The 24957-nt window shown below is 48.0% G+C and carries 18 protein-coding genes; 9 read left to right on the forward strand and 9 right to left on the reverse strand.

All coding sequences use genetic code 11. The features are described 5' to 3' along the window. Positions 1 to 111: 111 nt before the first annotated feature. Entirely contained in the window at positions 112 to 1863 is a 1752-nt protein-coding gene (locus tag AC5JBY_RS16750; protein WP_495905772.1) for a hypothetical protein, read from the reverse strand. A gap of 197 nt (positions 1864 to 2060) precedes the next feature. On the opposite strand from AC5JBY_RS16750, the gene AC5JBY_RS16755 reads away from it, so the two are divergent. After that, complete coding sequence (locus tag AC5JBY_RS16755) at positions 2061 to 4265, forward strand: TonB-dependent receptor (protein WP_495905773.1); 2205 nt, start codon at positions 2061 to 2063, stop codon at positions 4263 to 4265. Positions 4266 to 4284: 19 nt separating this feature from the next. On the opposite strand, the gene AC5JBY_RS16760 is transcribed toward AC5JBY_RS16755, so the two are convergent. Then, the gene (locus tag AC5JBY_RS16760; protein WP_495905774.1) at positions 4285 to 5352 is read right to left on the reverse strand and encodes a serine hydrolase domain-containing protein; all 1068 of its coding nucleotides are present in this window, start codon (positions 5350 to 5352) and stop codon (positions 4285 to 4287) included. Between the two features lie 113 nt (positions 5353 to 5465). Here AC5JBY_RS16760 and AC5JBY_RS16765 point away from each other — a divergent pair, with 113 nt between their 5' ends. Next, a complete protein-coding gene (locus AC5JBY_RS16765; RefSeq protein WP_495905775.1) occupies positions 5466 to 6452 on the forward strand; it encodes a hypothetical protein in 987 nt (328 codons plus the stop codon). 20 nt (positions 6453 to 6472) lie between these two features. Here the strand turns inward: AC5JBY_RS16765 and AC5JBY_RS16770 are convergent, their stop codons facing one another. The 4 genes from AC5JBY_RS16770 to AC5JBY_RS16785 form a co-directional block, all read right to left on the reverse strand. Beyond that, complete coding sequence (locus AC5JBY_RS16770; RefSeq protein ID WP_495905776.1) at positions 6473 to 11713, reverse strand: M43 family zinc metalloprotease; 5241 nt, start codon at positions 11711 to 11713, stop codon at positions 6473 to 6475. A gap of 228 nt (positions 11714 to 11941) precedes the next feature. Then, positions 11942 to 12547 (reverse strand): nickel-binding protein, encoded by a 606-nt coding sequence (locus tag AC5JBY_RS16775; RefSeq protein ID WP_495905777.1) that lies wholly within the window; start codon positions 12545 to 12547, stop codon positions 11942 to 11944. 23 nt (positions 12548 to 12570) lie between these two features. Next, positions 12571 to 13122 (reverse strand): hypothetical protein, encoded by a 552-nt coding sequence (locus AC5JBY_RS16780; RefSeq protein WP_495905778.1) that lies wholly within the window; start codon positions 13120 to 13122, stop codon positions 12571 to 12573. Between the two features lie 37 nt (positions 13123 to 13159). Further along, positions 13160 to 13471, reverse strand: coding sequence for a DUF4242 domain-containing protein (locus AC5JBY_RS16785; protein WP_495905779.1), 312 nt, complete (start codon positions 13469 to 13471; stop codon positions 13160 to 13162). 258 nt (positions 13472 to 13729) lie between these two features. Between AC5JBY_RS16785 and AC5JBY_RS16790 the strand changes: the two genes are divergently transcribed. Continuing rightward, positions 13730 to 17389: a sensor histidine kinase gene (locus AC5JBY_RS16790; RefSeq protein WP_495905780.1), complete on the forward strand. Its 3660-nt coding sequence runs from the start codon at positions 13730 to 13732 to the stop codon at positions 17387 to 17389. Positions 17390 to 17398: 9 nt separating this feature from the next. Then, positions 17399 to 18157: a LytR/AlgR family response regulator transcription factor gene (locus tag AC5JBY_RS16795; RefSeq protein WP_495905781.1), complete on the forward strand. Its 759-nt coding sequence runs from the start codon at positions 17399 to 17401 to the stop codon at positions 18155 to 18157. A 7-nt stretch (positions 18158 to 18164) separates the two neighbouring features. On the opposite strand, the gene AC5JBY_RS16800 is transcribed toward AC5JBY_RS16795, so the two are convergent. Then, complete coding sequence (locus tag AC5JBY_RS16800) at positions 18165 to 18842, reverse strand: YceI family protein (RefSeq protein ID WP_495905782.1); 678 nt, start codon at positions 18840 to 18842, stop codon at positions 18165 to 18167. A 213-nt stretch (positions 18843 to 19055) separates the two neighbouring features. Between AC5JBY_RS16800 and AC5JBY_RS16805 the strand changes: the two genes are divergently transcribed. The 3 genes from AC5JBY_RS16805 to AC5JBY_RS16815 are packed head-to-tail and all read left to right on the forward strand — an operon-like array spanning position 19056 to position 20485. Further along, positions 19056 to 19556 (forward strand): RNA polymerase sigma factor, encoded by a 501-nt coding sequence (locus AC5JBY_RS16805; RefSeq protein ID WP_495905783.1) that lies wholly within the window; start codon positions 19056 to 19058, stop codon positions 19554 to 19556. After that, positions 19546 to 19803, forward strand: coding sequence for a hypothetical protein (locus tag AC5JBY_RS16810; RefSeq protein WP_495905784.1), 258 nt, complete (start codon positions 19546 to 19548; stop codon positions 19801 to 19803). Before AC5JBY_RS16805 ends, AC5JBY_RS16810 begins: the two co-directional genes overlap by 11 nt. Position 19804: 1 nt before the next feature. Continuing rightward, a complete protein-coding gene (locus AC5JBY_RS16815) occupies positions 19805 to 20485 on the forward strand; it encodes a ClpP family protease (protein WP_495905785.1) in 681 nt (226 codons plus the stop codon). Here the strand turns inward: AC5JBY_RS16815 and AC5JBY_RS16820 are convergent. Beyond that, the gene (locus AC5JBY_RS16820) at positions 20482 to 21639 is read right to left on the reverse strand and encodes a DEAD/DEAH box helicase (RefSeq protein ID WP_495905786.1); all 1158 of its coding nucleotides are present in this window, start codon (positions 21637 to 21639) and stop codon (positions 20482 to 20484) included. The two genes, AC5JBY_RS16815 and AC5JBY_RS16820, sit on opposite strands and share 4 nt — an antisense overlap. Before the next feature lie 394 nt (positions 21640 to 22033). Between AC5JBY_RS16820 and AC5JBY_RS16825 the strand changes: the two genes are divergently transcribed. Both AC5JBY_RS16825 and AC5JBY_RS16830 read left to right on the forward strand, forming a co-directional pair. Further along, positions 22034 to 22861 carry a hypothetical protein gene (locus tag AC5JBY_RS16825; protein ID WP_495905787.1) on the forward strand — a complete coding sequence of 276 codons (828 nt, stop codon included), beginning with the start codon at positions 22034 to 22036 and terminating at the stop codon, positions 22859 to 22861. 239 nt (positions 22862 to 23100) lie between these two features. Then, positions 23101 to 23874: a hypothetical protein gene (locus AC5JBY_RS16830; RefSeq protein WP_495905788.1), complete on the forward strand. Its 774-nt coding sequence runs from the start codon at positions 23101 to 23103 to the stop codon at positions 23872 to 23874. A gap of 34 nt (positions 23875 to 23908) precedes the next feature. Here AC5JBY_RS16830 and AC5JBY_RS16835 read toward each other — a convergent pair whose 3' ends face one another. After that, positions 23909 to 24913, reverse strand: a complete 1005-nt coding sequence (locus tag AC5JBY_RS16835) for a hypothetical protein (protein WP_495905789.1) — start codon at positions 24911 to 24913, stop codon at positions 23909 to 23911. Positions 24914 to 24957: the final 44 nt, after the last annotated feature.

Below are 24957 nucleotides of genomic sequence, written 5' to 3' on the forward strand. Positions count from 1 at the left end.
TTCAATAAGCATACCAGCCTGAGCAGAAAAGGAGTGTTGTTATATTAAAAAACCTGTAAGCCATTGACTTACAGGTTTCATGCCCAAAACAGGGCAATCATCGGATCAGGTTTATTTTCCTATCCGGAAGGCGCCTATCCGCGTTGAATAATTCTTGGCATTCACTTTCAGGTAATCCCCCACATACCAGATCGTTCTGTCATCGCTGGGATCGATGGCCGTTTGCGTATAATCCTCCCAGCGAAGCGTAGACGTTTGCGCAGCTTCACCCACCACTAAGATCGTTTCATTCAAAGTCAGTACACCCTTTTTATCACCCGCCAGACGCGCTGCAAAACGTTGGCCCGGGAAATGCGACGCACCACCAAAAGAATAGCCGATCCCAATATTTCCCTTTCCATCGATGGCCACACTGCCCATCCATCGGTAGTTGTTGTCGGGAGCATAAGTGCCTTGTTGGAAAAGATTCACATTCCGGTCCTTGTCTACCCGGAACTCATACCAGCGCACCCCGCCACCACCGGAAGCAGTATTCACAGAATGCAGACCAACAATGGATTCCTGTTTACCAATCCGGCGATACACCAGGCGCGCCATCAGTTTATCACCTTGCGCATCGAGCCGCACATCCGTACCCGGCTGCGGTACGCATTTGGTCAGCTGGCCATTACACAAATAAGTATAAGGCGCTACAGGTATCTTCACCGGACCATCCAGCTTCGTTTTGGCAGGGTCCTTCCAATCCACATGAAACTTCCACACATAAATGCCATCATCGGTAAAATTATTATTCAATTGCGATCCTCCTGCGGCCATCATAATATTGGGCGCACCAGGTGGAGGAAGTTGTTTACCATCCAGGTCTGCATTGATCAAAAAGTTGACATCCTTAATAATAAAAGATTGCTCAGTGGCTTCTTCACCCTTCAGCATTTTCTCCCGGTCCACCACATAAGCATGCCGCTCGATTACGCCATCGCCTGTGCTGGTAGAAGTATAATAACCATCTGGCCATACCGCCGGGCGCGGGTAATCAGGAAACAATTGCCTTTTAAACTCGTAACGATAGTAAGGGCCAAAAGGATCGGGACCGGTACTGATGGCATAGCACATACAATAAGTACTTCCCTCCGTTGCCGGGGGCCGGGGACTAACTCTCCGGATTTGGGCTGTATCGCCTACCGATGGCGGTGGCTGATACAGCAACTCAGCCTTGCCGGGCTGCGGCAGTTTTACAGAGCTATCGTGCCGCGAAAGCGCGCGCGTAAAAGTAGGCATCACGATCAGCCAGCGATCGGCAAGCTGATCATAGCGCACCACCGCATCACCATTGTTTATCTTTTCACAAGGACCACCAAAGCCCTTGAAAACATTCCTCGTTTCACCAGGGCCATACAATACCTTTCCCGTTTCCTCAAAGCGGGTGCCCTTCTTCGTAAAAATGGCCATCCTGGTATTTACGATTTGCACGATATGGTCCGGGCCAACAGCAAGGGTGTTATCAGAAGGATTACGCATGGTAGCCGTGCCTTGTGGCCCCTGAAAACCTTCGCCAAGCCCCTCAAAACTCGTCAGCAGTTCAGGCGCGGCACGCTTACCGAAATAGTTTTGCTCAACATTGGCATTCGCGAATCTTGTCTTTTGCACCGGCGCTTTGTCGATGGCGCGGTTTGTTATAGCAGCTATGGGAGATGGGGGTGTGAGGCTATCTTCAGCAGAAGGCAACACTAAAGCCAGCCGTGGCGAAACATCATATTTCACGGGCCTGGCAGCCTCCGGATTTGTATTTGTCGAAAGACCGTTTTGACAATACACCGTTGCCGAAAATAACAGACTGCACGTAAGCGGAATAATAACTTTCATGTCACTTGCTTTAAGTTCAGGAAATGCCGGGCCAGAACAAGCTTCTGGCCCGGCAATAGTGATCTTTTAAAAGTAGTTTTTATTGATGTATTGACAGCGAAATGATATTGGCCAGTTATAATCACCAATTAACAAGTTGATAACAATGCCGCTTTCGAAGCGGAAGAAACTGCGGAGATAGGTTTATATTGACTGAAATGAAAAAGACAATACTTTCCATCGCAGGTTTTTGTAGCTACACGTTTTCGTTTGCACAGGTTGACACGACTTCCACACACAAGCAACTGGAAGAAGTAATTGTTTCAGTCAACAAGTGGGAGGTGAAGATGAGTGAAATACCCAATAAGATATATAAGATAGGCCGGTCTCAGATCATCAGCAATAATCCGCAAACTTCAGCCGACCTGCTGGGACAGACAGGAACGGTGTTTATTCAAAAAAGCCAGCTTGGCGGAGGCAGCCCTATGATCAGAGGTTTTGCCACCAACCGCGTGTTGCTGGTAGTAGACGGCGTTCGAATGAACAACGCCATATACAGAAGCGGTAACCTGCAGAATGTGATCAGCATTGACCCGCTAAGCATAGAAACCGCTGAAGTGGTCTTTGGTCCCGGTTCGCTCACCTACGGCAGCGACGCTATTGGAGGCGTAATGGATTTTCATTCCCTGGAGCCGCGCCTCGCTACTGATAAAAAGACATTGATAAAAGGAAGCGCACTGGCAAGATACTCCACTGCTAACAGGGAGAACACCCTGCACGCCGATGTAAATATCGGATGGCAAAAGTGGGCACTGTTATCATCTGTTTCTTACAGTAAATTCGATGATCTTAAAATGGGTAAACATGGACCTGCGCCAACTTATCTTCGCCCGGAATACGTAGTAAGAGAAAACAATGCAGACGCAATCGTACCCAACAGTAATCCGCTTATTCAACGCTTCAGTGGCTACGAACAATGGAACTTCTTGCAAAAGGTACGCTTTAAACCCAACGAGCACCTGAACTTCCAATACAGCTTTACCTATGCCGGCACCGGTGATGCACCACGATACGACCGGCTTACTCTATACAGAAATGGGAACCTGCGGTTTGCTGAATGGTACTACGGTCCTATGCTGTGGCGCATGCATAGTCTGCAGGTACTTTACAATAAGAAAAGCCCGGTATACGATGAAGTAAGACTTGTAATTGGCTACCAGGATTATAAAGAAAGCCGGACTGACCGGCAACGGAACAACCTGAACAGGAATACACAAACCGAAACAGTTGACGCCATCAGCATAAATGTCGATGCTAATAAAATGCTGGGCAAAGGCCAGCTCTTCTATGGACTTGAATATGTGCACAACAATGTCGGTTCAACCGGCGTAACAACCAATATCAACACCGGAATATCGAATCCTTACGTAAGCAGGTATCCCGATGGAAGCAAATGGAGCACAGCAGGTATTTATGGCAGCTATAAGATCAACATTGCACCTAAGCTCACAATAACCACTGGCCTGCGGTATAGTTACAATACACTGAGCGCATCATTCGATACCGGTTTTATTAAATTTCCCTACCGGAAGACAGACTTGAAAGATGGAGCATTTACCGGTAGTGCGGGATTGGTATACCGCCCGTCGGCCACCTGGCAATTGAAAGGAAATATTTCAAGCGGCTACCGCATGCCGAATGTGGATGATATAGGCAAACTGTTTGAAAGCACTCCAGGCAATATCACGATCCCCAATCCCGGGTTGACGCCTGAATATGCCTGGAATTTCGAAGCAGGGATCATCAAAAAGATAGACAAGAAGTTTAACCTGGAATTAAATGCCTTCTACACGATCCTCGACAATGCGATCGTTCGCCGCCCGTTTACTTTGAATGGGCAGGACAGCATTGATTTTGGTGGCACACCAAGCCGCGTGGAAGCACTGCAAAATATAGCAAGGGCATCTGTTTGGGGTCTACAGGCAGGCCTTGAAGTTTTCTTTACAGAGCACTTATCATTACAAACACATGCCAATTGGATCAAAGGGAAAGAAACCGACGATGTAAAAGATGAGCAGGTGCCGCTACGTCATGCGCCACCCTTTTACGGCAGCAGTTCTCTGCGTTACAAACAAAATAAGCTCACCCTTGAAGCTACTGCAATATACAATAGCGAAATAAGCTACGAAGACCTCGCGCCGACTGAACGGGAAAAAACCAACATCTACGCAATAGACGGGAATGGCAAACCTTATTCGCCGGAATGGTATACACTAAACCTGAAAGCATCTTATCAGGTTATACAAAATCTGTTGGTAACGACAGGTTGGGAAAACATGACCAATCAGCGTTACAGGCCCTATTCATCGGGCATAGTGGCAGCGGGAAGTAATTTCATCATAGCCCTGCGGGCAGCATTTTAAATCACAGTTACCGGATCGATCATGGCTCGAAAGCAGGAATAATAAACCTTGCCATGAGATCAAACGCTTTCTTGGCTTTCCAGGAGTTGTAGTTCCCTTGCGTGAAAACGACAGTGAGACCCAGCCGTTCGATCACCATCAGGTATTGGCCGCCGTTGCCCGATGCAAAGAGTACATTTTCCCGGAAGGCATTCGTCCTGATCTCTTCTTTGTACCAATAGTAGCCATAATAAGAAGGCTGCGGAATGGCAACAGCAGACTTACTAAACTTGGTAAACGAGAAATCCTTGATAGGAATAGGCGCGTGGGTGGATTGCGCGAGCCAGGCCGCAGATACGATCCTTTGTCCCTTCCACATTCCTTTCTGAAGTATCATTTGACCTATTTTCACAAAATCGGAAGACAGGATATAAAACGAACCGGCCGTCATGCCATGCCCGCTGGGATCAACTGTCCATCTGTAATGTTTGATGCCCAGTGGATCGAACAGATACTTCTTAGCAAAGTCCATAATAGACATTTTGGACACCCGGCTAATGATCCCGCTGATGATCATAGGATCGCTCGACATGTAGGCCCAAACCGTACCCGGCTTGTACTTCATAGGAAGATCGAGGGAAAACTTAACCCAGTCTTTGGACCCCATCATATCGGTTTCGCAATCTTTATCGCCATCAAACTCCTCGCAGTCAAACCCTGACTCCATGCGTAGCAGGTGCGCAATCGTCATGTCCTTTTTCCAGGTATTATTGCCGGAGAAGTTCTTGTACTCAGGAAAGAAGGAGTATACCTTCTGGTTCACATTGATAAGCCCTTTATCGACAGCAATACCGGCCAGTAGACTGGTAATAGATTTAAAAGCCGAACGGGAATCGTGCACAGAATCTTTGTTCCATCCGTTGAAATACTTTTCATATAGCAGCTTCCCATCCTTTGCAATTATAATGCTATGAATATCGGTATAGTAATTCCCGGTAGCTACTTGCGTCAGGCTGTCAAGCAGCTTACCTTGTTTTGCATTGATCGATTGGCTATGTACGTGATGAGTTACTAATAACAAGAAAAGAATAAGGAGGTATTTATGCATCCTTCAAATATGATCTAAATACGGCAATCAGCAAATAATTTCCATGGGCTTTTTAACCATAATGGTTTATATTTATTTTACCGGTAATTGCATTTAGTAATAATAAAACCTATATGAGCAAATCAGCTAAGATTGCCAGTAAAAAGTATTCTATCACTATTTCTCCTCCTGACTTTTTCACATATGAACCTGCTGAGGACTTCGAGCAACATCTGTTAGATTGTTGGGTGCAGGCAAGTAAAATATTTTCTGTCTTTGAATTCTATTATGGGCAGGACAAAATTGTGATTACTACAGATTGGAGCAAATTTGAGTCACAATTTGAGTTTTCCATCGACGAAGCAGATGAGCTGATCATTCATATACAAGGTAACCCCACATTGATGAAGTCATTCTCTGAATACTTTATTATCCGGTTTATTGAAATGATGTACATCACCATGAATATCGCAGCTCCGGGAACTTTTAATATTTTCCAGGCAGAACTCAAATGCATAGAAAGTAATACCTACGAAATGGGTCCATCCAATGTTTCATTGAGTTCCAACCCATTCGAGACATTTTGGGAAACAACCGGAGAATTAAACCACTGGCCCAAAGTGGCCTTTATGCCCCTGATAGAGGTAGTAGACTGGTATAAGAGCCTTGATATTATCTTAAAAGCCAAAGCCTCTACCAATATTCAACGATGCATTTTTGCCCTCATAAACTTTGGCAAAGGGGATGGCCCGTTTTCTCCTGCGAATTTATTATGGATAACACACTCGTTGGAGGCCTTATATGATACGCCCAAAGATGCGGTATTGAACACATTGCGCAACAGGATCTTCCTCTTTTTGGGAGAGCCTGCCACCCACAAAAATGAACTCAGGAAGAAGATCAATACCTTGTATGATTTGAGAAGCCAGTTTGTACATGGCTCCATGGAAGTGGCGCGTGAGCCATTTTTCGAGAATATAGACAGAGACCTGCATGAATACATGAAGCACCTGAATGATATGTGCGACTTCGGCATCATGCTTTTACTGGCAACGCTCCAGAAAATCGTTTCCCAAAAAGGAAAAGCACTAACCTTTAAGGAGCAATATGAAGTTCAATAGCGAATGACCTTGCTTTATAGTTAGCGCACAAGGGTAACAAGACCTCTTTTTGTTTGAACCGGTTGGTCGCTGTCCTCAAACTGGAACGTACATACCCACACATAACTGCCCGTGCCCATGAGCTGGCCCTTCCAATCCCCCCGCCAGCCAATAGTAGCATTGGTGGTTTCGAATATCTTTTCTCCCCAGCGACTGAAAATAGTGAGCCTGAATTGCGCCAGTTGACCATCAATCACAGGCCTGAACACATCGTTACGATGATCATTATTAGGTGTAAAGGCATCGGGGATATAGAATTTATTGGCACATCCACGCCCCCGGCTCACCACCAGCGTATCCCGTGCATAGCAACCATTGGAGTACAGGGCAGCAACTGTATAGCTGCCTGTTGCCGCCACGGTAATCTGTTGTGTAGTGGCCTGTGTATTCCAAGTATAACTGCTAAACCCAGTGCCTGCGTCCAGTGTAAAAGAACCTCCCTTGCAAAAGCTGGTATCATTGCCAAGATCGATCACCGGTACCTTCTTCACGGCTATACGAATGGTGTCTGTAACAATACAACCAGGCGCTTTCTCTGCTGTAACACTATACAGCGTATCGGTGTCTGTAAATACCTTTATCGTTTGACCATAGATGCTGTTCACTCTATAATTGGCACTCCAGCGGTAGTTTGTAAAACCAGCCGGAGCAGTAACTGCAACTGTATCCTTGTCGCAAATGAGCAGGTCGGGACCAAGATCAAAAGCAACCGCGGGCGCCTGACTGATCACGATGGTATCCCTGTATACATTACCACAATAGTCGTATGCTTCAACATGGTAAGTGCCAGCATTATAAGCTGTAAATATTGAATCGGCAGAACCATCCTGCCAGCGGTAAGACCGGAACCCGCCACCTGCCCGTAGCACGGAGGTGCTTACCTGACACAACTGCCTGTCTGGCCCCAGATCGATCGATGTGGGAGAAGCAAACAGGTAGATCTTCATGCTGTCCTTTATGATCCGGCAGTCATTCACGATCTCAGCATACAGCATTACGCTATCAGCTTTCTTGAATCGCAATTCAATGGTGGTAGCAGTGGTGGCTACAATGTCTGCATAAACCGGATCAACCGTCCAGGTAATAGTACCTGTACAGTTGGCGTTACGGTGCGCGGTATACACTTGTGTATTGCCAGGCAGCACGCAAGTGGTATCCCTTCCCGTAATAAAGACGGTATCGCAGGTATAGGTATCACAGGTATCGGGCACTTCACACGGAGCATAATTACAAAGGGCAGTGGTTACCACCGGAACCGTCCACTGATCGGCCCTTGTCTCAGAAAAGGGGAAATTGCCTATGTTGGCAACACTGTTCCAAGTGAAGGATTGTACTGTCATGGGAGAGGAAGATAGCAGGGCATCACTGCTGTCGGTGCCGCAGCCTGCCGTATTACCGGCTACATCCGTTTTAATGACAAACATCTCGGTGGGAGCGGTACCAACCATCAGGTAACTGCCGTCGTCGTGTTGTACCACGTGGTGCATCTGCTCCATACCAGGCTGGGTAAATTGCTTGCCCATTTGCCGGTTGCCATTCGCGTCAAACTTATACAGGTAAGCATCGCTATTGGCATTGTTGGTGGCTTCCACCACCGCAAAGCCGCCATCGATGGTGGGAGTCAGCGAATGGGGTCCGTTGTGCACAGTGGCTGTCGTATTCATCCAGGCATTGGTGATATTGCCGTTGAAATCCATTTGCACAATACCATGCTTGAAGCCGTTGTTGTTAAAGTCTGTGCCGTAGGTATTATTGACCAGGAATCCGGCGCCTGTTTTATAAATGCGGTCAAATACATCATTCCCTTGCAATCGGTCGAACTTTTTGGACCAAACAACCGTCCGGTAGTCCGTATTAAATTTAACGACAAAGGCATCATTGAAATACTGCGAACGCATATAACCTGTGATCATCACGGAGTCGTTAATAGCAGAAATACCGGTACCCACTTCTTCGCCGCCATTGTCGAAGGCATACATATAGGAACCATTGCCACCGTAAGCAGTAAGGTCTGCAATAAACATATCGGAAGCGGGACCTGTATTATGTGTGCCGGCAATATATAAAACACCATCTCTGCCTTCCGTGATATCGTTAGCTATATCGCCATTTGCTGAATTACCGCCGAGGGTATTGTACCAAAGAAAGTTGCCATTGTTGTCGACCTTTACCACATAGGCGGCACGCTGTGGAGCGCCAAAGGAATTTGTATAACCAACCGCATAGATGCTGTTTCCATCGCTGGATTGCCGCACGCGCAGAAATCCGTCATTGCCTTGCCCGCCAAACCGTTTTGTCCAGAGCGTATCGCCATAAATATTGATCTTGACGAGCACCGCATCCAGATCCAATCTGCCTGGCGCGGTCATTTCACCGGCCATGATGTAATTGCCATCCAACAGGCCAACGATGTCTTTCGCTACCTCGTTACCTGAAGTAGCATACGTTTTCCGGAAGCTGCTGTGTTGGGAGCAGGAATCCGGCACCGAACAGGGCGTGCTGTAAGCACAAATACTTCGCATAGCTATGGTGACCTGTCCTGTAACTACTGCCGCAGGTGTCAGGGGAAAACTCGCATTACGGTTCGTTGTCCAGTTGAGTGTGGTCGTAGAAAAATAATTGACCGGGTGGCCGTCCGCGCCCGGTATTACCGTACAACTGGGGATATTGGCGCTTGCATCCGTTTTTACCACATAAATATCTGTATTCCCTCCGGTGTTAATATGCCCTACGGAGATGAACCCTCCATCTGCCGTTTGCCGCAGGGCCTTTGTTTCCTGCCGGGCAGGGTCTACATGCCTTTTGCCCCACTCGAAATTGTGGGAAGCATCGGCTTTCATGAAATAAAGGCTGCTGTTGACTGTGCCCGGTTCACCCTGTATGGTCATCATGCCGCCATCCGGCAAAGGGATGGCCAGTTCATTGCTGTTATTGGGGGTATTACCCGAACCGGCAACAACAACACTTTGCAGGTTGCCCTGTAGGTCGATCTTACAGGCGTACAGCCGGCGGCCGTTGGTCAGCGTGAGGTCGTTGTAGGTAGGCATCGTTACCAGGTAATGATTGCCTTGCCGGTAGATCTGCGTGCTCATATAACTGTTCTGGAAGCCGATATCATACATCTTTGTCCATTGCAACGTGCCGGTAGCGCTCAGCTTCATAAGCACCCCATCCTGGAAAACCGTTCCGCTGGCAGTATAACCGGCAACGATCAGGTCACCGTTGTCCTCGATGATGTCGGTAGCATGGTCAGTATCGGCAGTGCCATATACTTTCGACCATTGCAGGCCACCTGTTGCATTGATCTTGAACACCAACATATTCGCAGTGATACCGGTAGTGCCTGCGTTTTGAGACCCTGCAATGGCATAGCCTCCATCCCTGGTAGCAGTGACACCATTACCGATCTCACCGTTGGCGGAGTTCTCCCCATAATACTGATGCCATTCTTCCATGCCGGTGGCATCGGTCTTCACCACCATCACAGCCCCGGTCGTATAACCATAGGATTTGGTTTGCCCCACGGCCAGGTAACCACCATCGCTGGTGACGATCACTTTTTTAAACAAATCAGCGCCTGTGCCACCAAAGAAATGGAACCATACCTGATTGCCCTGGTTGTCCAGTTTAAGCAGGAAGGCTTCTGAAGAACCGGTATAGCTGGTGGTGCTGCCGGCAAGGATATAACCACCATCGGTGGTTGGTTGCACATCATGTGCCATATCGATGCCGGTGCCGCCATACGATTTACGGAAAGTATATTCATTGCAGGCATCCTTGATGCGGATAAGTTTGGTGATAGAATCGCGACAGGCGCCAGCAGCAGCTATGAGCTTGATCTTGTAAAACCCGCCACTGATAAAAGTATAAGTTAGGTCGGTGGTGGTGGCTTGCTGCACATCGTTGATGTACCAGGTGTAGTTGGTGGCGCCGCTACTGCCATTCGTGAAACTGATGCTGGTATTGGGTGGGGCAGTAACGACCGAAGGTGTAAAGGCGGCATTGGCAGGGCAGGTAACAGTAATAGTAACTGTTTTCTCTCCCGGACTGCACAAGGAACTGTTGGAAAGAGCCCGCAACTTCACAGTATACGTACCAGCAGCATTGAATGTATACGAGAATTGAGTAGTGGTGGCCTGTCGCACATTGTTGACATACCACTCATAACCGGCAGCATTGGTGGAGCTGTTGGTGAAGTTAATGTTCGTACCTGCAGTAACACTGGTAGCCGAAGAATTGAAGTTGGCCGTAATGGGGGTGGGGCAGGGGCTCATACAAGATTTGCAGTTGAGCAGACTGCTGCGCACGTTTTGGATATGCCAGTTCATCCGGTCGGCCTGTCCCTGGGTAAACACCTTCATACAATTGAGGTTGCCATAGTCCATATAATCTTCCACCAGGTCGCTCACATCGGTACCAAAGCCTGATAAGTTATCGGTGGAGCAGCTGTTCATGCCGGTAGCACAATTGGCAACAGCAGTGGACTGATCGGGCGGCGTATCACAAACCCTGTCGCCGTCTACCGCACAATCATCATTCTTACAGGCACCTTCAAAAGTATGGTAGAGGCCGAGGTAGTGTCCCATCTCGTGGATGGTGACCGTACTGCTGGCGTATGAGTCGCCGAAAAAAGTGGCTTCCATCACAATACCATCCATGCTCATGCCGTGCGCCGAAGGCAGGTAGGCATAGCCGGCTACAGAGCCGGGGATAGTTCGTACCAGCCAGATATTGATATAACAATTAGGGTTCCAGCGGTTGAGGTTCTTCACGTTCTGGTCATCGGAATAATAATCCGCGCCTCCCATCTCTGTATAAGTGGATACATTGCGGGTAATACCATTGGTCGCGTTACCGTTGGGATCGCGCTGGGCTAGGCAAAATTGTATTTGGGTATTCACGCCATCTGCCGGATCATAGTAGCCGGTATTGGCAAACGCTTCGTTGAGGTGTTGTATGCCGGTAAGTACCTGGGCGTCACTGATGTTCTCGATACCGTTGTTGTGAATGATGTGCACTACTACTGGCAGGGAAACGACGGCGGCCGTGCGTTGCATCCTGGACTTGCCATTGCGGACGGCGATATTGAAGTCTTGCAGTTGTTGCTCTGCGCGATCGTGGTTTTGCTTCAGCAGGGGATTGTCGCGGAACAGCTTTTGGGTAATGGTTTGCTGACCACAAAGGATAGCGGGTTCCTTTTGGGCATAGGACAGGATAGGCATTGCAAAAAGCAATAGTAAGGGTACAACAAAGCGATACATAGGTTGTGATGCTGGTTCGGGTGCCGTAGTCTTTCGGCGCCGCAATTTACAACCCAATCGCAGATTAAAGAAGGATTAACGCCTTCTGGATACGCATACTTTTTATTGTAATAACAGGATTAAGATATTAAAGGCCGCCTCAGGTAATTTTAGAGACGGCCTTTGCTCATCATAACACCCCTTTCTGAACTATTGACCCTGTTTTACCGGCGTCACGGACACCGGTATCAATCCATGTGCATTTTTGTGTGTCTTCACTACATCATCTGCTTCCATAGCTTGTGAAAGACATACCACGATACCACGTTGCTCGTCCACCCAATAATTTATGAAGTTGACGCCAAACTGCTGCTGCACCAGCAGATCTTTTTCGTGGGCCGCTGCCACGTCGGCTGCTTTCACGTTACCGGCCCCCAGTTCATGGATATCGAGGAAATAGGTCTTTCCCGCTGTTTCCTTGCCAGCTTTGCCGTCTTTCACGGACATGATCTCTGAAGGCAGCAGGCCATGCGCTTCCCGATGAGTTTGCCGGATACCCGCAGAGTCCTGTGCGCTGGATAAACAATATACCAGGCCTTGCTTTTCATCTACCCAGTATTTGATAAAACGTACGTTGTATTTGTTTTGCACCGCCAGGTCTTTCTGATGAGCAGCAGCCACATCAGCAGCTTTTACTTGTCCGGGCACGAGCCGGTGAATGTCGAGGTAAAGATGGCTGGCTATCGTATTGGACTGCGCCTGTGCATGCAGTGCGCAGATACCGGCTAATAAGACTGCAATAAATAACTGTTTCATATTACTAATTTAAAAGTTAAGCATCAATGAAGGTGTACATTAGGGTTAGTAGGTGTAAAAACGCCCAGCGGGTTGTACTCAAACACCCAGGCGTGCAGCAGCCATAAGTTGAATGTAGTGCTGTAGGTCCAGGTGTCGGCGCCACCGGCAAAACCTTCAGGCGCCTGGTTAGGCATCAATGGAATGGGCACCGCATATTCGATGGCCACCAGGGCAGTGTCGCCGTTATGCTGTTTGTTGTACACCAGTATCTCTGGCTTTTTAGGATCGAACACCGTGTCGGCCAGTGCCGCTTTCATGTAGTGAAAGCCCATGTTCTGCGTCACCACGTTGATATCTGCATAGCCGTCGGCAATGGCAGCCTTGAGGGAGCGGTAACGCATCGTGGCTTCTTTGGCATCCTTCAGTTGCTGTACGGCTGCAGCCGGCAGGTTCGGCACATACTTTTCAATAACATCGTCGCCGGAGGGGGAATTATCAATGTGATCTTTTTTGCAGGCTGTCATAATCAACAGCAGGCTGGCGGCGGATGAGACAATAAATAACTTCTTCATCCTGTTTGATGAAACTTTCATGGTTATACTTTATGGTTAAAAAATGAATGGACAGTTGTCAGCAATCATCGAGGCCAAAGGAAGGCCAGGGGATATGACCTTCCGCGGTGACAGGGTCTACCCGCGCCATTACTTCATAAATAGCGTCTGCCGGGAATCCAACCAGCGTAGCATGTTCGCGGATGGTATCCTCATCTGGCGCAATGTACAGGCAAAACCACTTATCGGCAGTTACCCAGGACTCTACCCATTGAATACGATGACTCATTTGTGTGATGGCGTCAAAAGAGGAGCGGGCTATCTTTTGCAACGACCGTGTTGTAAGTGCTCCTGAACCTGGCACCACTCTTTCGATAATATATTTTGGCATGTGTTATTCGTTTTTCGTACTGCAAACCTACTATCGTTTGCAGGCGTTGTGGGACCCGCTTTTCCCAGCGGCGGCATATTTCTTCCGAAAGGAGTGAGGCTGCCATGAATATTTGGATGGTGGGGAACAACCAACGGCGGAACCCGGGCCATGAACGGCGGTCCTGATGCTCCCTGCGACGGCCCCACCATGGGAAGACCTGTGGTCATGTTATCCGCTGCGGGGTAATTAGTAACTTAGTGGTCATCCGCTGTGTCCATGAATAAAGTATTATTGTTACTATCAACCATCTTATTGCTATGGGCCGGTACCGGCCTGTCTCAACCATTACAAAACCGTGATTTTGCACAATACACTACAGAACAGGGATTGTCGCACAATTCGGTGATGGGCATAGCAGAGGACTCCATCGGTTTTTTATGGATCGCTACCCGGTCGGGATTAAATCGCTTCAACGGTCATCGTTTTTTACAATACCATAGCACAGACGATGCCGGCTCATTGCCTTCGGAGGAACTGATGGGCATTTGCAGACTCGACGACCACCAGCTCGCCATGATAGGATCGGGGGTGCACATTATAAACACGAAAACCGGCCAGCGCCGAAACCTGTTTATCCCTTATAAGGACCCGAGGTCGTCGTTCAAATTCAATATGACTTTGCAGGCCATTGGCGATACAGCAGGAAACATCTTCGTTTTATCCAGGTCAGGGTTTTACCACTTTAGGCAGGACAGCCTGGTGTACCGGTTCGATTATTATCCCGATTCCCTTGTGGCGGTCAACCATCTCGTATTCGGCGGAAAGATGCTGGAACTGGACGATCATCGGCTGTTGGTCACCGCTATTGATGGGCTTTACCTGTATGATAAAACCATCAAAAGTTTTCATAAGCTGCGCGATAAAGAAATTCCCGCGCTGGCGCATTTTCTTTCTTACCCGCAGGTACCCTTCGGTTTTATACAAATAGAACCCGGGCGAATGTTTGTGTACGATCCTATGAGCCGGTTGCTGCACTATCTGGACATGCGCCATAACAAAAATGTAGTAGTGAGCGCGCCATGGCCAAAAGGGCTGGACGATGCCGGCTGGCGGTCCAGACTGATCGCGCAGGATGATCATACGTTTCTGGTGACCCTGCAACAGGCAGGACTGGTGCAGATCCATTTTGACAGCAGTCATACTGCTCCACCAGTTATATCGCTGGTTCCTGCGCTGAAAGAATATGTTTGCAACGATCTGTTGCTGGACCATGAACAACGCTTGCTGATTGCCACCAACAAAGGATTGCTGCGTCAGCGCCTGTCTGCCTCCACGGTGCGAACCGGCCGGATGCCCGGATATAATCAATTGGCGCAAGCCGCTTTTGATGATGTGATTGCCACAGGCGATAAAGTATATGCCGCCACCCGCGGATCGGGCCTGGCAGTGTTCAATAAGGCCAGTCTGCAGTTTGAAAAGCTCATTCATTTTGCAACGGCTGGTAGTCTGGGACTGGACAATATCACCGCCCTGCTACCCATGCAGGATAAAACGATCTTGGTCGGGACAGCTACCATACCGTTCATCTTCCATCCACAAACAGGCCGACATTCCACCCTCACACCACCGGGCTGGGTACCATCTCAATATTGGGTGCAAAATATCAACCGCGATAACCATGATGATATCTGGATCAGCGCACACCGTATTTACCGGTACCGGGCGTCCACCCGCACCTTTGATATCCTGCCGGGTTTGCCCAGGCTGCTGGATGCCCCTGTCGCCATTGAAGAAGACGAAGAGGGGAATATCTGGATGGCACGTCACGGTCTGGCACGGTACAACAGACGCCTGCAGCAATATGACCGCTACATCGATACCTTCCCTTTTATCAAAATACCGGACAAACAGGTAGCCGCCTTTACATTCGATAACCATCATACGATTTGGATCAGTGTGCAGAACAACGGCCTCGTGGCCTACTCACCACAAACAGGTTCCTTCCGGCATTTTACCAAAAAGAATGGCCTTCCCCATGATCAGCTCTCGGCATTGTATTACCTGAATGGTAAAGTATGGATGGCCGGTTATTCCGGCATCTCTTCCATAGATATCAACAACTACGAGATACGTAATTACGGACCAGAAGATGGATTTCCGGCCTCTCCCGTCAACAGAGGTTCCCGATTTTATTATGACAGTGCGCAGCACATGCTTTATATCGGATTTGCCGATGCCATTGCGCGCTTCGATCCCTCCGCAATTTCAAGGAGCGCCATGGCACCCAGGATTTTTATTGAACAGGTAATTGTAGGCAGCGATACTCCTACGTATTTGCCTGCTAAGACCGTTTCGACTTCCTGGAACAAGCGGCAGTTGAACATAGCCGTGGGTGCTATCAATTTTTTTGATGGCGCCTCCCAGCGATATGCTTACCGGCTGGCTGATGTGGAAGATAGTACCTGGGTGGAACTTGGCACAGAATCGTCCTTTTCCATATCCGGCCTGTCGCCTGGCCGGCACCGCCTGGAGGTACGCGTAAGCCCGGACAGCCATCGTTGGCCCGCCCAAGTAGCCAGGCTGGACATCAACGTGGCAGGACCGTTCTGGCTCAGCACCTGGTTTATCATCGTCAGTGGCCTGGTGCTGCTGTGGCTTGTCTATAGGCTGGTGCGCTGGCGCACATCGGTAGCGCGCAAAAAGGAAATGGTCAACACGCAAATGGAGAAACTACGGGCAGATGATTACAAAGCGCAGTTTGAATTGGAGCAGATCACCCATTACTTCTCCACTTCACTGGCTGGCAAAAGAACGGAAGACGAAATATTGTCGGATGTGGCGGAAAGACTGATCGGCAGTCTGCATTATGAAGATTGCATCATCTATTTGTGGAATCATGATAAGACTCAACTGATACAGCGCGCAGCGTATGGTCCGAAAAGTGTGAACGGCGTGGTAAAGACAACCGGCTTTACCGTAAGTCCGGGTCAGGGCATTGTAGGCCATGTCGTCACTACGGGCAAGCCCCTTGTTGTCAATGATACCCGGAAAGATCCGCGCTACCGGATAGATGATTGTTTCCGGTTGAGTGAACTAACGGTCCCCATCATTCACAATGGCGAACTGCTGGGAGTGATCGATAGTGAGCACAGCCAGGCACACTATTTCAATGATAGGCATGTTAAAATGATGACAACGATTGCCACCCTCCTGGGCAACACCCTTAAACAGTTGGAAGCTAATCAATCCCTGAAGGCCAAACAACAGGAACTGGCGGGTATTAATGAACAACTGGCAGAAGCCCGGCTGTCGGCCCTGCAAGCGCAGATGAACCCACATTTTGTGTTCAATGCGCTGAACAGCATCAAGCGGATGATCCTTGAAGGCGACAACGATACCGCGTCGCGCTACCTCAGCAAGTTTGCGCTGATGATCCGCATGACATTGGAACATTCCAAGGAAACCTTTGTTACGCTGCACGACAATATCCAATACCTCAAAGCATACCTGGACATGGAGCGGCTTCGCTTTGACCACACTTTTAGTTATGGGATCGATATGGAAGAGTCTGTAGATGCAGCGGAATTATTGTTCCCTTCCATGATGATACAGCCGTTGGTAGAAAATGCTATCTGGCATGGATTAATGCCTGCAGAGCGGGAAAAAAGGTTAAAAGTATGCTTCCAGGTATCGGACCACCGGCTGCGGTGCATTATCCTTGACAATGGTATCGGCATTCGTCAGGCAGAACAAATGCGCAGGGAGAGCCGGACTGTACACCGGTCCGTTGGCCTGGAAAACCTACGCAAAAGAATTCATATCCTCAATGAAAAATACCATACGGCCTGTACCTTGTCCATCGTTGACCTGAAGGAAGTGGGCGGACACCAGACTGGTACAAAGGCCATTCTGGAATTGAATATCATAACAGCTTAAACTCTCTATATGAAAGCTATTCTTGTAGACGATGAAATGGATGGACTGCGTACTTTGCAACGCATGCTGGAAAAGCATTGCCCCGGGGTACAGGTAGCAGGCACGGCTACCAGCGCAGCCGTGGCCAAAGAGCGCATCAATACATTGCAACCAGACCTTGTTTTTCTCGATATACAGATGCCCGGCAAGTCGGGCCTCGATCTGCTGTCGGACCTGGACACGAACTCCTTTGAAGTGATCTTCGTTACCGCATTCAATGATTATGTGCTGCAGGCCCTGCAGTTCAGCGCAGTTGATTACCTGCTGAAGCCGGTAGACGAAGACCGGTTGATAGAGGCAGTACAGCGGGCTGAAAAACGCATACGGGAAGAAAAGAAAGGCGCGCAGTCGGACACACTGCTGCACAACCTGGAAAAAGCAGGCACGCCCGCCGATATGCGGCTATGCCTGCCTACCTTAAAAGGATTCATCATTGTTAAGTTGTCAGAGATCATTTACGGCGAGGCGGACCGAAGCTATACCTTGTTTCACATAGAAGGAGGCAAAACGGTGCTCGTCTCCAAAGCGTTGATCGAATACGAGGAACTGTTGCGGAGTACCACTTTTTTGCGGGTCCATAAGTCTTTTCTCATCAACCTGCTCCACGTACGCGAGTATCAGCGGGGAGAAGGCGGCAGTGTCATCATGAGCAATAAGGCAGAGATAGAGATCAGCCGCCGGAAGAAGGAAGCCTTCCTCGATGAGATCAGGCGCGTATTTAAATATTGAGTTACTCCTACTGCTGGCGAAACCTCAAAGCCATCGACACCGGTATCTTATCTTCTATCAACTCGTCTTTCAGGGCTCCCAATATACTACCTGACTGGTAGGTGATCCCCCATTTCGTACGGTCTATGGTGACGGATGCAGTGGCAACAATATCTTCCCCATTCTTAACGATCGTGGCCGGAAAATGGATCTCCTGTGTAATGGCTCGCAAGGTCAGTTGCCCGGTGATATAATAAGAAGCATCGCTGGAAGTTTTAATTGCTTTGGTTAATTGAAACGTACCCTTAGGGTATTTCTTCACATCAAAGAAGTCAGGGTCTTTCAGGTGCGATACTATTCCGTTGTCGCTGCTTGTGTCATTCTTGTCAGTAAGCGTAATGGTATTCATATCCAATTCAAAATAGCCTCCTACGATAGCGCCACTGGTATCGAAAGCCAAGGTGCCCGTCAGGGGTTTAATATAGCCTTGATGCCCATTTTTCCCCATAGCATGTGCGCCCTTCCAATTGACAAAACTTTGTGGTATAACAAGGGCAAAACCCACTGCACCTCCAACCGGGGGAGCAGGCGCCGGCGCTGTAACAGCAACTGTAGGGACAGCGATAGCTGCCGCTGAACTATCCCGGCAGGCGACGGCACCGGCCAGGCACAAGGATACGCAGACGAAAAATAAGATAGATCGCATAAGATGTTGATTTGTGTGATGATGAAAGTGGAAACAAGCAAGCCCGGGTTGTTGAAACAAACCTACAGTGTCCGCTCGCGGGAGTGGTAAAAGCGTGGTAAAACCTTTGTAAACGAATGTAAAATCTGTCCGACGCCAGTCATCATACTTTTTTTTGCGCTCCGCGGTGATCTTCCTACCTTTTTAGACACTTATTAATAAACAGCACTTGAAATGATCACACCAATAGAAGACCCGATCATACAGCTGTACCGGGACAGTTTCCCGGACGTCGCCCGGATGATCCGGCGAAAAGGTGGGACCCTTGAAGAAGCAAAAGACGCCTTTCATGACGCACTGCTGATCTATATGGAAAAAGAAAAAGCAGGACGGCTACAGCTGCATTCATCGCCGAAAGCATACCTGTTTGGGACAGCCAGGATATGTTGGCTGCGTACACGGGGAGCAACGGTGGCACTGCCTGAAACGTTCGATGCTGCGGAACCAGAGGATGAGGACATAGAGAAAAGAGAGCAAAACCTCCGGGCATCGCTTGTCAGAAGCGGGAAGAAATGCCTGGAGTTATTGAAGGCTTTCTATTATGACCATTGCTCTATGCAGGACATTGCGGCCCGCTTTGGTTTCAATGGCACAAGGTCTGCCACTGTACAGAAGTACAAATGCCTGGAGAAGGTCCGGAAAGAAATAAAAACAAACAAAGCTTATGCGCCCTGAACTGAATGAGATCTGTTTGATCGACCAGTGGCTGCTGCAGAAGCTCCCTGAAGCCGAAGCAAAAGAGGTGGAAGTAAGAATGCTGTTGGACGAGGCGTTCGCCGAAAAGGTCGAGGCGCAGCGCACCTGTCACCGGCTGGTACATCAATATGCCCGGAGGCAGGAGCGCTTCCGGCTGGAAGCGATCTACAGGCTACTCATGGAGGAAACCGGTTTTGCACATCAATTAAACACAATCTTTACCTGATATGATCATCCCAACCGTCATTGACAGCGCCACCAGGGGTGCCTACGACATTTATAGTCTGCTGCTGAAGGAGCGCATCGTATATTTAGGAACGGCCATCGAAGAGAATGTCGCCAACCTGGTCGTAGCGCAGCTGCTCTACCTGGATAGCGAAAATCACAGCCCCATCATGCTTTACCTCAACAGCCCGGGCGGCATTGTCTATGGTGGCTTTGCCATCTATGACACCATGCGGAAGCTGAAATCACCGGTGTCCACCGTAGCGATGGGATTCTGCGGCAGCATGAGTACTTTTCTGTTGACGGCAGGTGCGAAAGGACAGCGCTACGCCCTGCCACATGCCACCATCCATATGCACCCGACAGGCGGAGGCGCGAAAGGATATACAGAAGATGTCCGCATCGCGTACAAGGAGCAGGAGCGGTTGCAAAACCAGATATTCTACCTGATGGGAAAATTTTCCGGCCACAGCCGGGAAGAAATTGAAGCACTTTTTCTCAGGGACAGGTATATGAATAGCCTCGAGGCCTTGCAGTTTGGCTTTATTGATGAGGTGCTGGGCGACACCGATGATCTCATCGCGATTGACGAAGTGCAGCAAACGAAGATCCATTTTCACCCGCCAGGGAAAAACAGGGAAAGTATCGGATTCAAACAGTACCCGACGGTCCCTACTGATTAAAAGCCCTGCAGGTTAATATCGTCACTTTCCAGTATTTCTACTTTTTTCCCCATCTTTTTCTGGATGATGCCAAAATGATGCTGGTCAACAGGGCATATGAGTGAAATAGCCCTGCCCGGAATCCCGGCTCTGCCGGTACGGCCGATGCGGTGAATATAATCTTTGGGGGAACGTGGCAGTTCGTAGTTAATGACTATAGGCAATTGTGGAATATCAATACCCCGCGAAGCAAGATCAGAGGCTACCAGTACCCGCAGCTTGCCTGCTTTAAAGCGTTGCAGTGTTTCAAGACGGCCAGTCTGGCTCAGGTGCCCGTGCAAAGAAGCTGCCTGTATCTTATTTTTGATAAGTTTGCCGGTAAGGTTATCTGCCGTTCTTACGGCAGAGGTAAATACCAGCACCTGCTTCATATTTTCCTGTTTGATCAGGTAGCGTAAAAGCGGCCCCTTTCGTTCTTCGGTTACATGATAGGCAAGTTGCTCAATCAGTTCAATACTTTGCTCTTCTTCTATTACTTCAATAGTTACCGGCTGGTGCAGCAGGTGACGCTGCATATCTTTAATATCATCACTGGCAGTCGCAGAGAACAGCAGGTTCTGGCGTTTGGCCGGCAGTAGCTGAAACACCTTGTCCATCTCTTCTTTAAAACCAAGGTTCAGCATTTGATCGGCTTCATCCAGCACGAGTATATCTACCTGTGACAAGTGCACTGCTTTATGGTCTATCAGATCAAGCAACCGGCCTGGTGTAGCTATCAATATTTCGATGCCATGCAAAGCCATCATCTGCGGGTTGATGGAAACACCACCATACACCGCCATTGTTTTTATTTTATTCGACAGATGAGCGCAGAAAGTTTTACAAACATCATTTACCTGTATAGCCAGCTCACGGGTTGGCACCATTACCAGCACCCGCACATGCCTGTCTTTCTTTTCTACCCGGCGTTGGCACAATTCCAGTATAGGCAATACATAACCGGCAGTTTTGCCAGAGCCGGTTTTAGAGATGCCGAGTATATCTTTTCCCTGTAAGATAGCAGGAATAGCCTGCTGCTGCACTGGTGTAGGCTGTGTAAATGACTGCTCGTCTATAGCCCTTATTAACTGTGCCGATAAACCCAAACCGGAAAATGCCATCTTCTTTTTGCGCAAAGCTATATATTTACCATTATAGGAATATCTTTGCTGAGTAAGTAATTCACTAACTATAAATTAAAATTGTATGTCGAAAAAGACAGCCGAACCCAGGAAGAATAAGCCTACTAAAAAGAAAAGCTCAGCACAGAAGAAACCAAGTTCGAAGAAAAAATCACGCTAAGATCAAAACACAGAGAGCCGGTTAACAGCCGGGTTTCTTATAAGGTAAAAAGCTCCCGAAGCAACTTCAGGGGCTTTTTTGTTTGTGTCGACCACCTGCTCATTCATTGCCGGCAAGTTCCTTCAATAAGTAATTCCGACCACTGGCACGTTTGTTACTGGCGCCGGCTCATTGCTACGTTACAGGCTTTGGCGGGACATTATTTTCGCCGCCAGTAAATACCTTAATATGAAAAGATGGAATGTTCGTTCGCTGATCGCTGCCATAGCGCTTGTGGTGCTTGTATTGAGCACGGGTTGTAGTAAGAAGGATAAAGATGATCCTAACAATGGAGGTGGGAAATACCCCTTCTACAACACCGAATATACCGGTACCGCCAAGGTGGGCAATCACTATTTTCCGCGGCCGCTCTCGCTCCGGTTTGGGGATGACAACTCAGTGTCTGCGTTTTCGCACCTGGTCCTCAATAAATATCATCGCGAGTTTACGGGGAAAATAACGAATGTGGAAAAGGATGGCCAGGGGCAGTACACGGTAACCATCCTGTTCGACTTGCCCGGCGAAGAACAATTCAATAAGCCGCAGGTCTACACGTTCAATGCAGACCTGTCATCGCTTACCGGTGGTTCCAACCCGATCGTCGAGATCCCCAATGGGACGATGAAATTTTTTCCCAAAACTGCTCCCAGCATGGTAGGCACCTGGGCGCAGCCGACCCAACCCGGTTGGTACCCGGATGTAAACGCCATGATATTCTACACACAAGGCACTACCAATTATTTTCAAGGCGGTAAACCAGTCTATTATTCGTACGATGACGGCGTGTTGTTTGCAGAGCGTTACAAGCAGGATGGCTCGAGGATCACTTTTGCCGGGGTTAACACGGTAACTGAACCATCAAAGATCTGGATCATTCCCTATTACGGGGTGCTCACAGCGGATGGAAAGACCCTGTACCTCGACTCCTACGAATCTATAGCACGACTGCCCAGTTCCTTTAGTACTTTCGATTGGAATGGACCTAAAGGAGTGACGCCTTCATTGCTGCGTCAATAAGCGCATTCGGTGCCAAGAGGTGATAATCGAACAGAGATTGGGAATAAGCGGGAAAATGTGACACTCTTTGACACCTTTAAAATAAAAAAGGTTGTAAACAAGTGCTTACAACCTTCATTCGTGCCCGAAACGGGACAATTATCTAACCAAATCCTACTTGATTTAATTGCTATTTGCGAATTGATGGAAATTACAGGCTGACAGGGATTTTCCGTAAATTCACATATAAACTGCTGATAATGATGTATGAAAGAAGGATTGCCGACCCTGACAGCAATGGCGCCTTTAATATAATCCATGGGGATGATTTTGAGTTCGTCAATCCGGAGCAAAAGCTACTGGAACAGTTCCTTTTTGTCAATATGGGGCAGTTGAGACAGCAGGCTTACATGCATATTCCTCCTGCCATGGCTGATCGAATGACTCCTGATGACGAAAAGCGGCTTATGATCCAAGTGTTGAAGCAGGCAAATGAAGAGGCCGCAGCAGAGATAAACAGATTAAAACTTATTAAAATACCTGATGAACTGACCGCTATTTTTACCGGCTTGCGAAAGAAGGATGAAGAAAAGCTTTTCCGGAAAGTAACCCTGACACCCGAGGTATTTATGAGCTTGATCCTTCATGCCGGCACTCTTGGCTATACGTACAGCTTGTACACCTATGCTCAAAACCCAACCGGGACAGATGGCGATGCCATCCCCCGGTTTGCGTATAAGGATGAAACCGACAATTCTGTGTTCACTACTGACGATACATCTATATCCAAAGGGCAAGTAAAGGCACTCATAGAACAAAGATCAACAACAGTAGTGAAAATGCTGGATAAACGAGCAACCTGGCACTGTTTTTTCCTCACCTTCAAAGGCATTGCAGGAAAGGAAAAAGACCATGCACCGCACATGCATTACCTGTCCAGCTCATGGGGGCTGACCCGCGAGCAAGCCTTGTCACAGCTACAAAGCAAAAACTACAGCATTCCCAGTGCACACGTTTGGTATGACAACCATTAAAAACTTTCGGACGAATTGATGCTATTGTACAGTATTACGACATCAAAACCTTGAAAGCTTCTTCAAAGCATTGACCATACCTTTTGCCGGTTTCACTCTTAATCTGACAAGCCTTCTCATGAAGCATCTTTTCTGCTAAGGTTGGGCGTATATTTCGATGCGCAGCCAATTTTAAAGCCGCACTTACAATCATTTTGTCTGCCTCGTTATCATAAAACTTTTTACGCTTTTCTTGCCAATCAACTGGAGGGATCAAGGCTATTCTCGCTTTATCATTCTGATTGAGGTAAAGAGTCTTTTCACTTGTCTTTATCTTTAGCCCTGTCGCTTTCCTAAATCCTGATGTATTCTCTTCATTTGTAAAAATTAGACAATCATAGTTTCCCATGAAAATCAGCTCTGGATTTGATACACGCCCATTGGGATTCACAGCATCGCTTGATTCTTCTCCATGAATAGTTGTAATGCACATTATATTTGGAAGTCCAGCAAACACCGCCGAAGCTGCAATCTGTACTTCAGACATCTCAATTAACTTAGCAACAGCTACCCTTAAAGTCTCATACATTTGATCGGAAAATATATGATCTTGCCCATCATATATTTGTTGAAATGCTTGTCTCCAAACTACAGAGTATAAGTATGTACTAACAATGTTTGCATGTATAGGTAATTCAAAATACTTTTGAAATCCCGCCGTCCTTTTAAAGGCTACTTTGCCTTCCTTCAGATCTTTTGTTGCCTTATTCAATAATGGAACAACTTTACCCTCTATTTTGGATAAGTTTTCTTCACATTCTTTACAGAAAACATAGGGTTCAGTATTTAAATCCTTCTTAACTGTAGTATCTGTATTTTTGAGATTGTCTCGGCCAAAATAAGTGTCCACTTTCCCCTCATGGGGAGAAATTGCGTAAATTTCTTCCTTGCCTCTCACTCCAAAAACATCCGCCGTAGCTGTTGCTGGTGTGAAGTGCGATTTTCTCTGCGAAGCAGGTCTTTTCCTACATAAATAACAGTCTGGAATCTTAGCCGACATAATTCAATTTCAAATTAATCAAAAATGGCCGTTGCTATTGCAAC

The organism is Paraflavitalea sp., assembly GCF_059502485.1.

What these genes read in the sequence shown, in the direction of transcription:
- AC5JBY_RS16770 (WP_495905776.1), bottom strand. Translation starts at nt 11,713, where the DNA reads ATGCCTATCCTGTCCTATGCCCAAAAGGAACCCGCTATCCTTTGTGGT.
- AC5JBY_RS16755 (WP_495905773.1), top strand. Translation starts at nt 2,061, where the DNA reads ATGAAAAAGACAATACTTTCCATCGCAGGTTTTTGTAGCTACACGTTT.
- AC5JBY_RS16750 (WP_495905772.1), bottom strand. Translation starts at nt 1,863, where the DNA reads ATGAAAGTTATTATTCCGCTTACGTGCAGTCTGTTATTTTCGGCAACG.
- AC5JBY_RS16795 (WP_495905781.1), top strand. Translation starts at nt 17,399, where the DNA reads ATGAAAGCTATTCTTGTAGACGATGAAATGGATGGACTGCGTACTTTG.
- AC5JBY_RS16830 (WP_495905788.1), top strand. Translation starts at nt 23,101, where the DNA reads ATGATGTATGAAAGAAGGATTGCCGACCCTGACAGCAATGGCGCCTTT.
- AC5JBY_RS16780 (WP_495905778.1), bottom strand. Translation starts at nt 13,122, where the DNA reads ATGAAAGTTTCATCAAACAGGATGAAGAAGTTATTTATTGTCTCATCC.
- AC5JBY_RS16785 (WP_495905779.1), bottom strand. Translation starts at nt 13,471, where the DNA reads ATGCCAAAATATATTATCGAAAGAGTGGTGCCAGGTTCAGGAGCACTT.
- AC5JBY_RS16790 (WP_495905780.1), top strand. Translation starts at nt 13,730, where the DNA reads ATGAATAAAGTATTATTGTTACTATCAACCATCTTATTGCTATGGGCC.
- AC5JBY_RS16810 (WP_495905784.1), top strand. Translation starts at nt 19,546, where the DNA reads ATGCGCCCTGAACTGAATGAGATCTGTTTGATCGACCAGTGGCTGCTG.
- AC5JBY_RS16800 (WP_495905782.1), bottom strand. Translation starts at nt 18,842, where the DNA reads ATGCGATCTATCTTATTTTTCGTCTGCGTATCCTTGTGCCTGGCCGGT.
- AC5JBY_RS16760 (WP_495905774.1), bottom strand. Translation starts at nt 5,352, where the DNA reads ATGCATAAATACCTCCTTATTCTTTTCTTGTTATTAGTAACTCATCAC.
- AC5JBY_RS16765 (WP_495905775.1), top strand. Translation starts at nt 5,466, where the DNA reads ATGAGCAAATCAGCTAAGATTGCCAGTAAAAAGTATTCTATCACTATT.
- AC5JBY_RS16835 (WP_495905789.1), bottom strand. Translation starts at nt 24,913, where the DNA reads ATGTCGGCTAAGATTCCAGACTGTTATTTATGTAGGAAAAGACCTGCT.
- AC5JBY_RS16825 (WP_495905787.1), top strand. Translation starts at nt 22,034, where the DNA reads ATGAAAAGATGGAATGTTCGTTCGCTGATCGCTGCCATAGCGCTTGTG.
- AC5JBY_RS16815 (WP_495905785.1), top strand. Translation starts at nt 19,805, where the DNA reads ATGATCATCCCAACCGTCATTGACAGCGCCACCAGGGGTGCCTACGAC.
- AC5JBY_RS16805 (WP_495905783.1), top strand. Translation starts at nt 19,056, where the DNA reads ATGATCACACCAATAGAAGACCCGATCATACAGCTGTACCGGGACAGT.
- AC5JBY_RS16775 (WP_495905777.1), bottom strand. Translation starts at nt 12,547, where the DNA reads ATGAAACAGTTATTTATTGCAGTCTTATTAGCCGGTATCTGCGCACTG.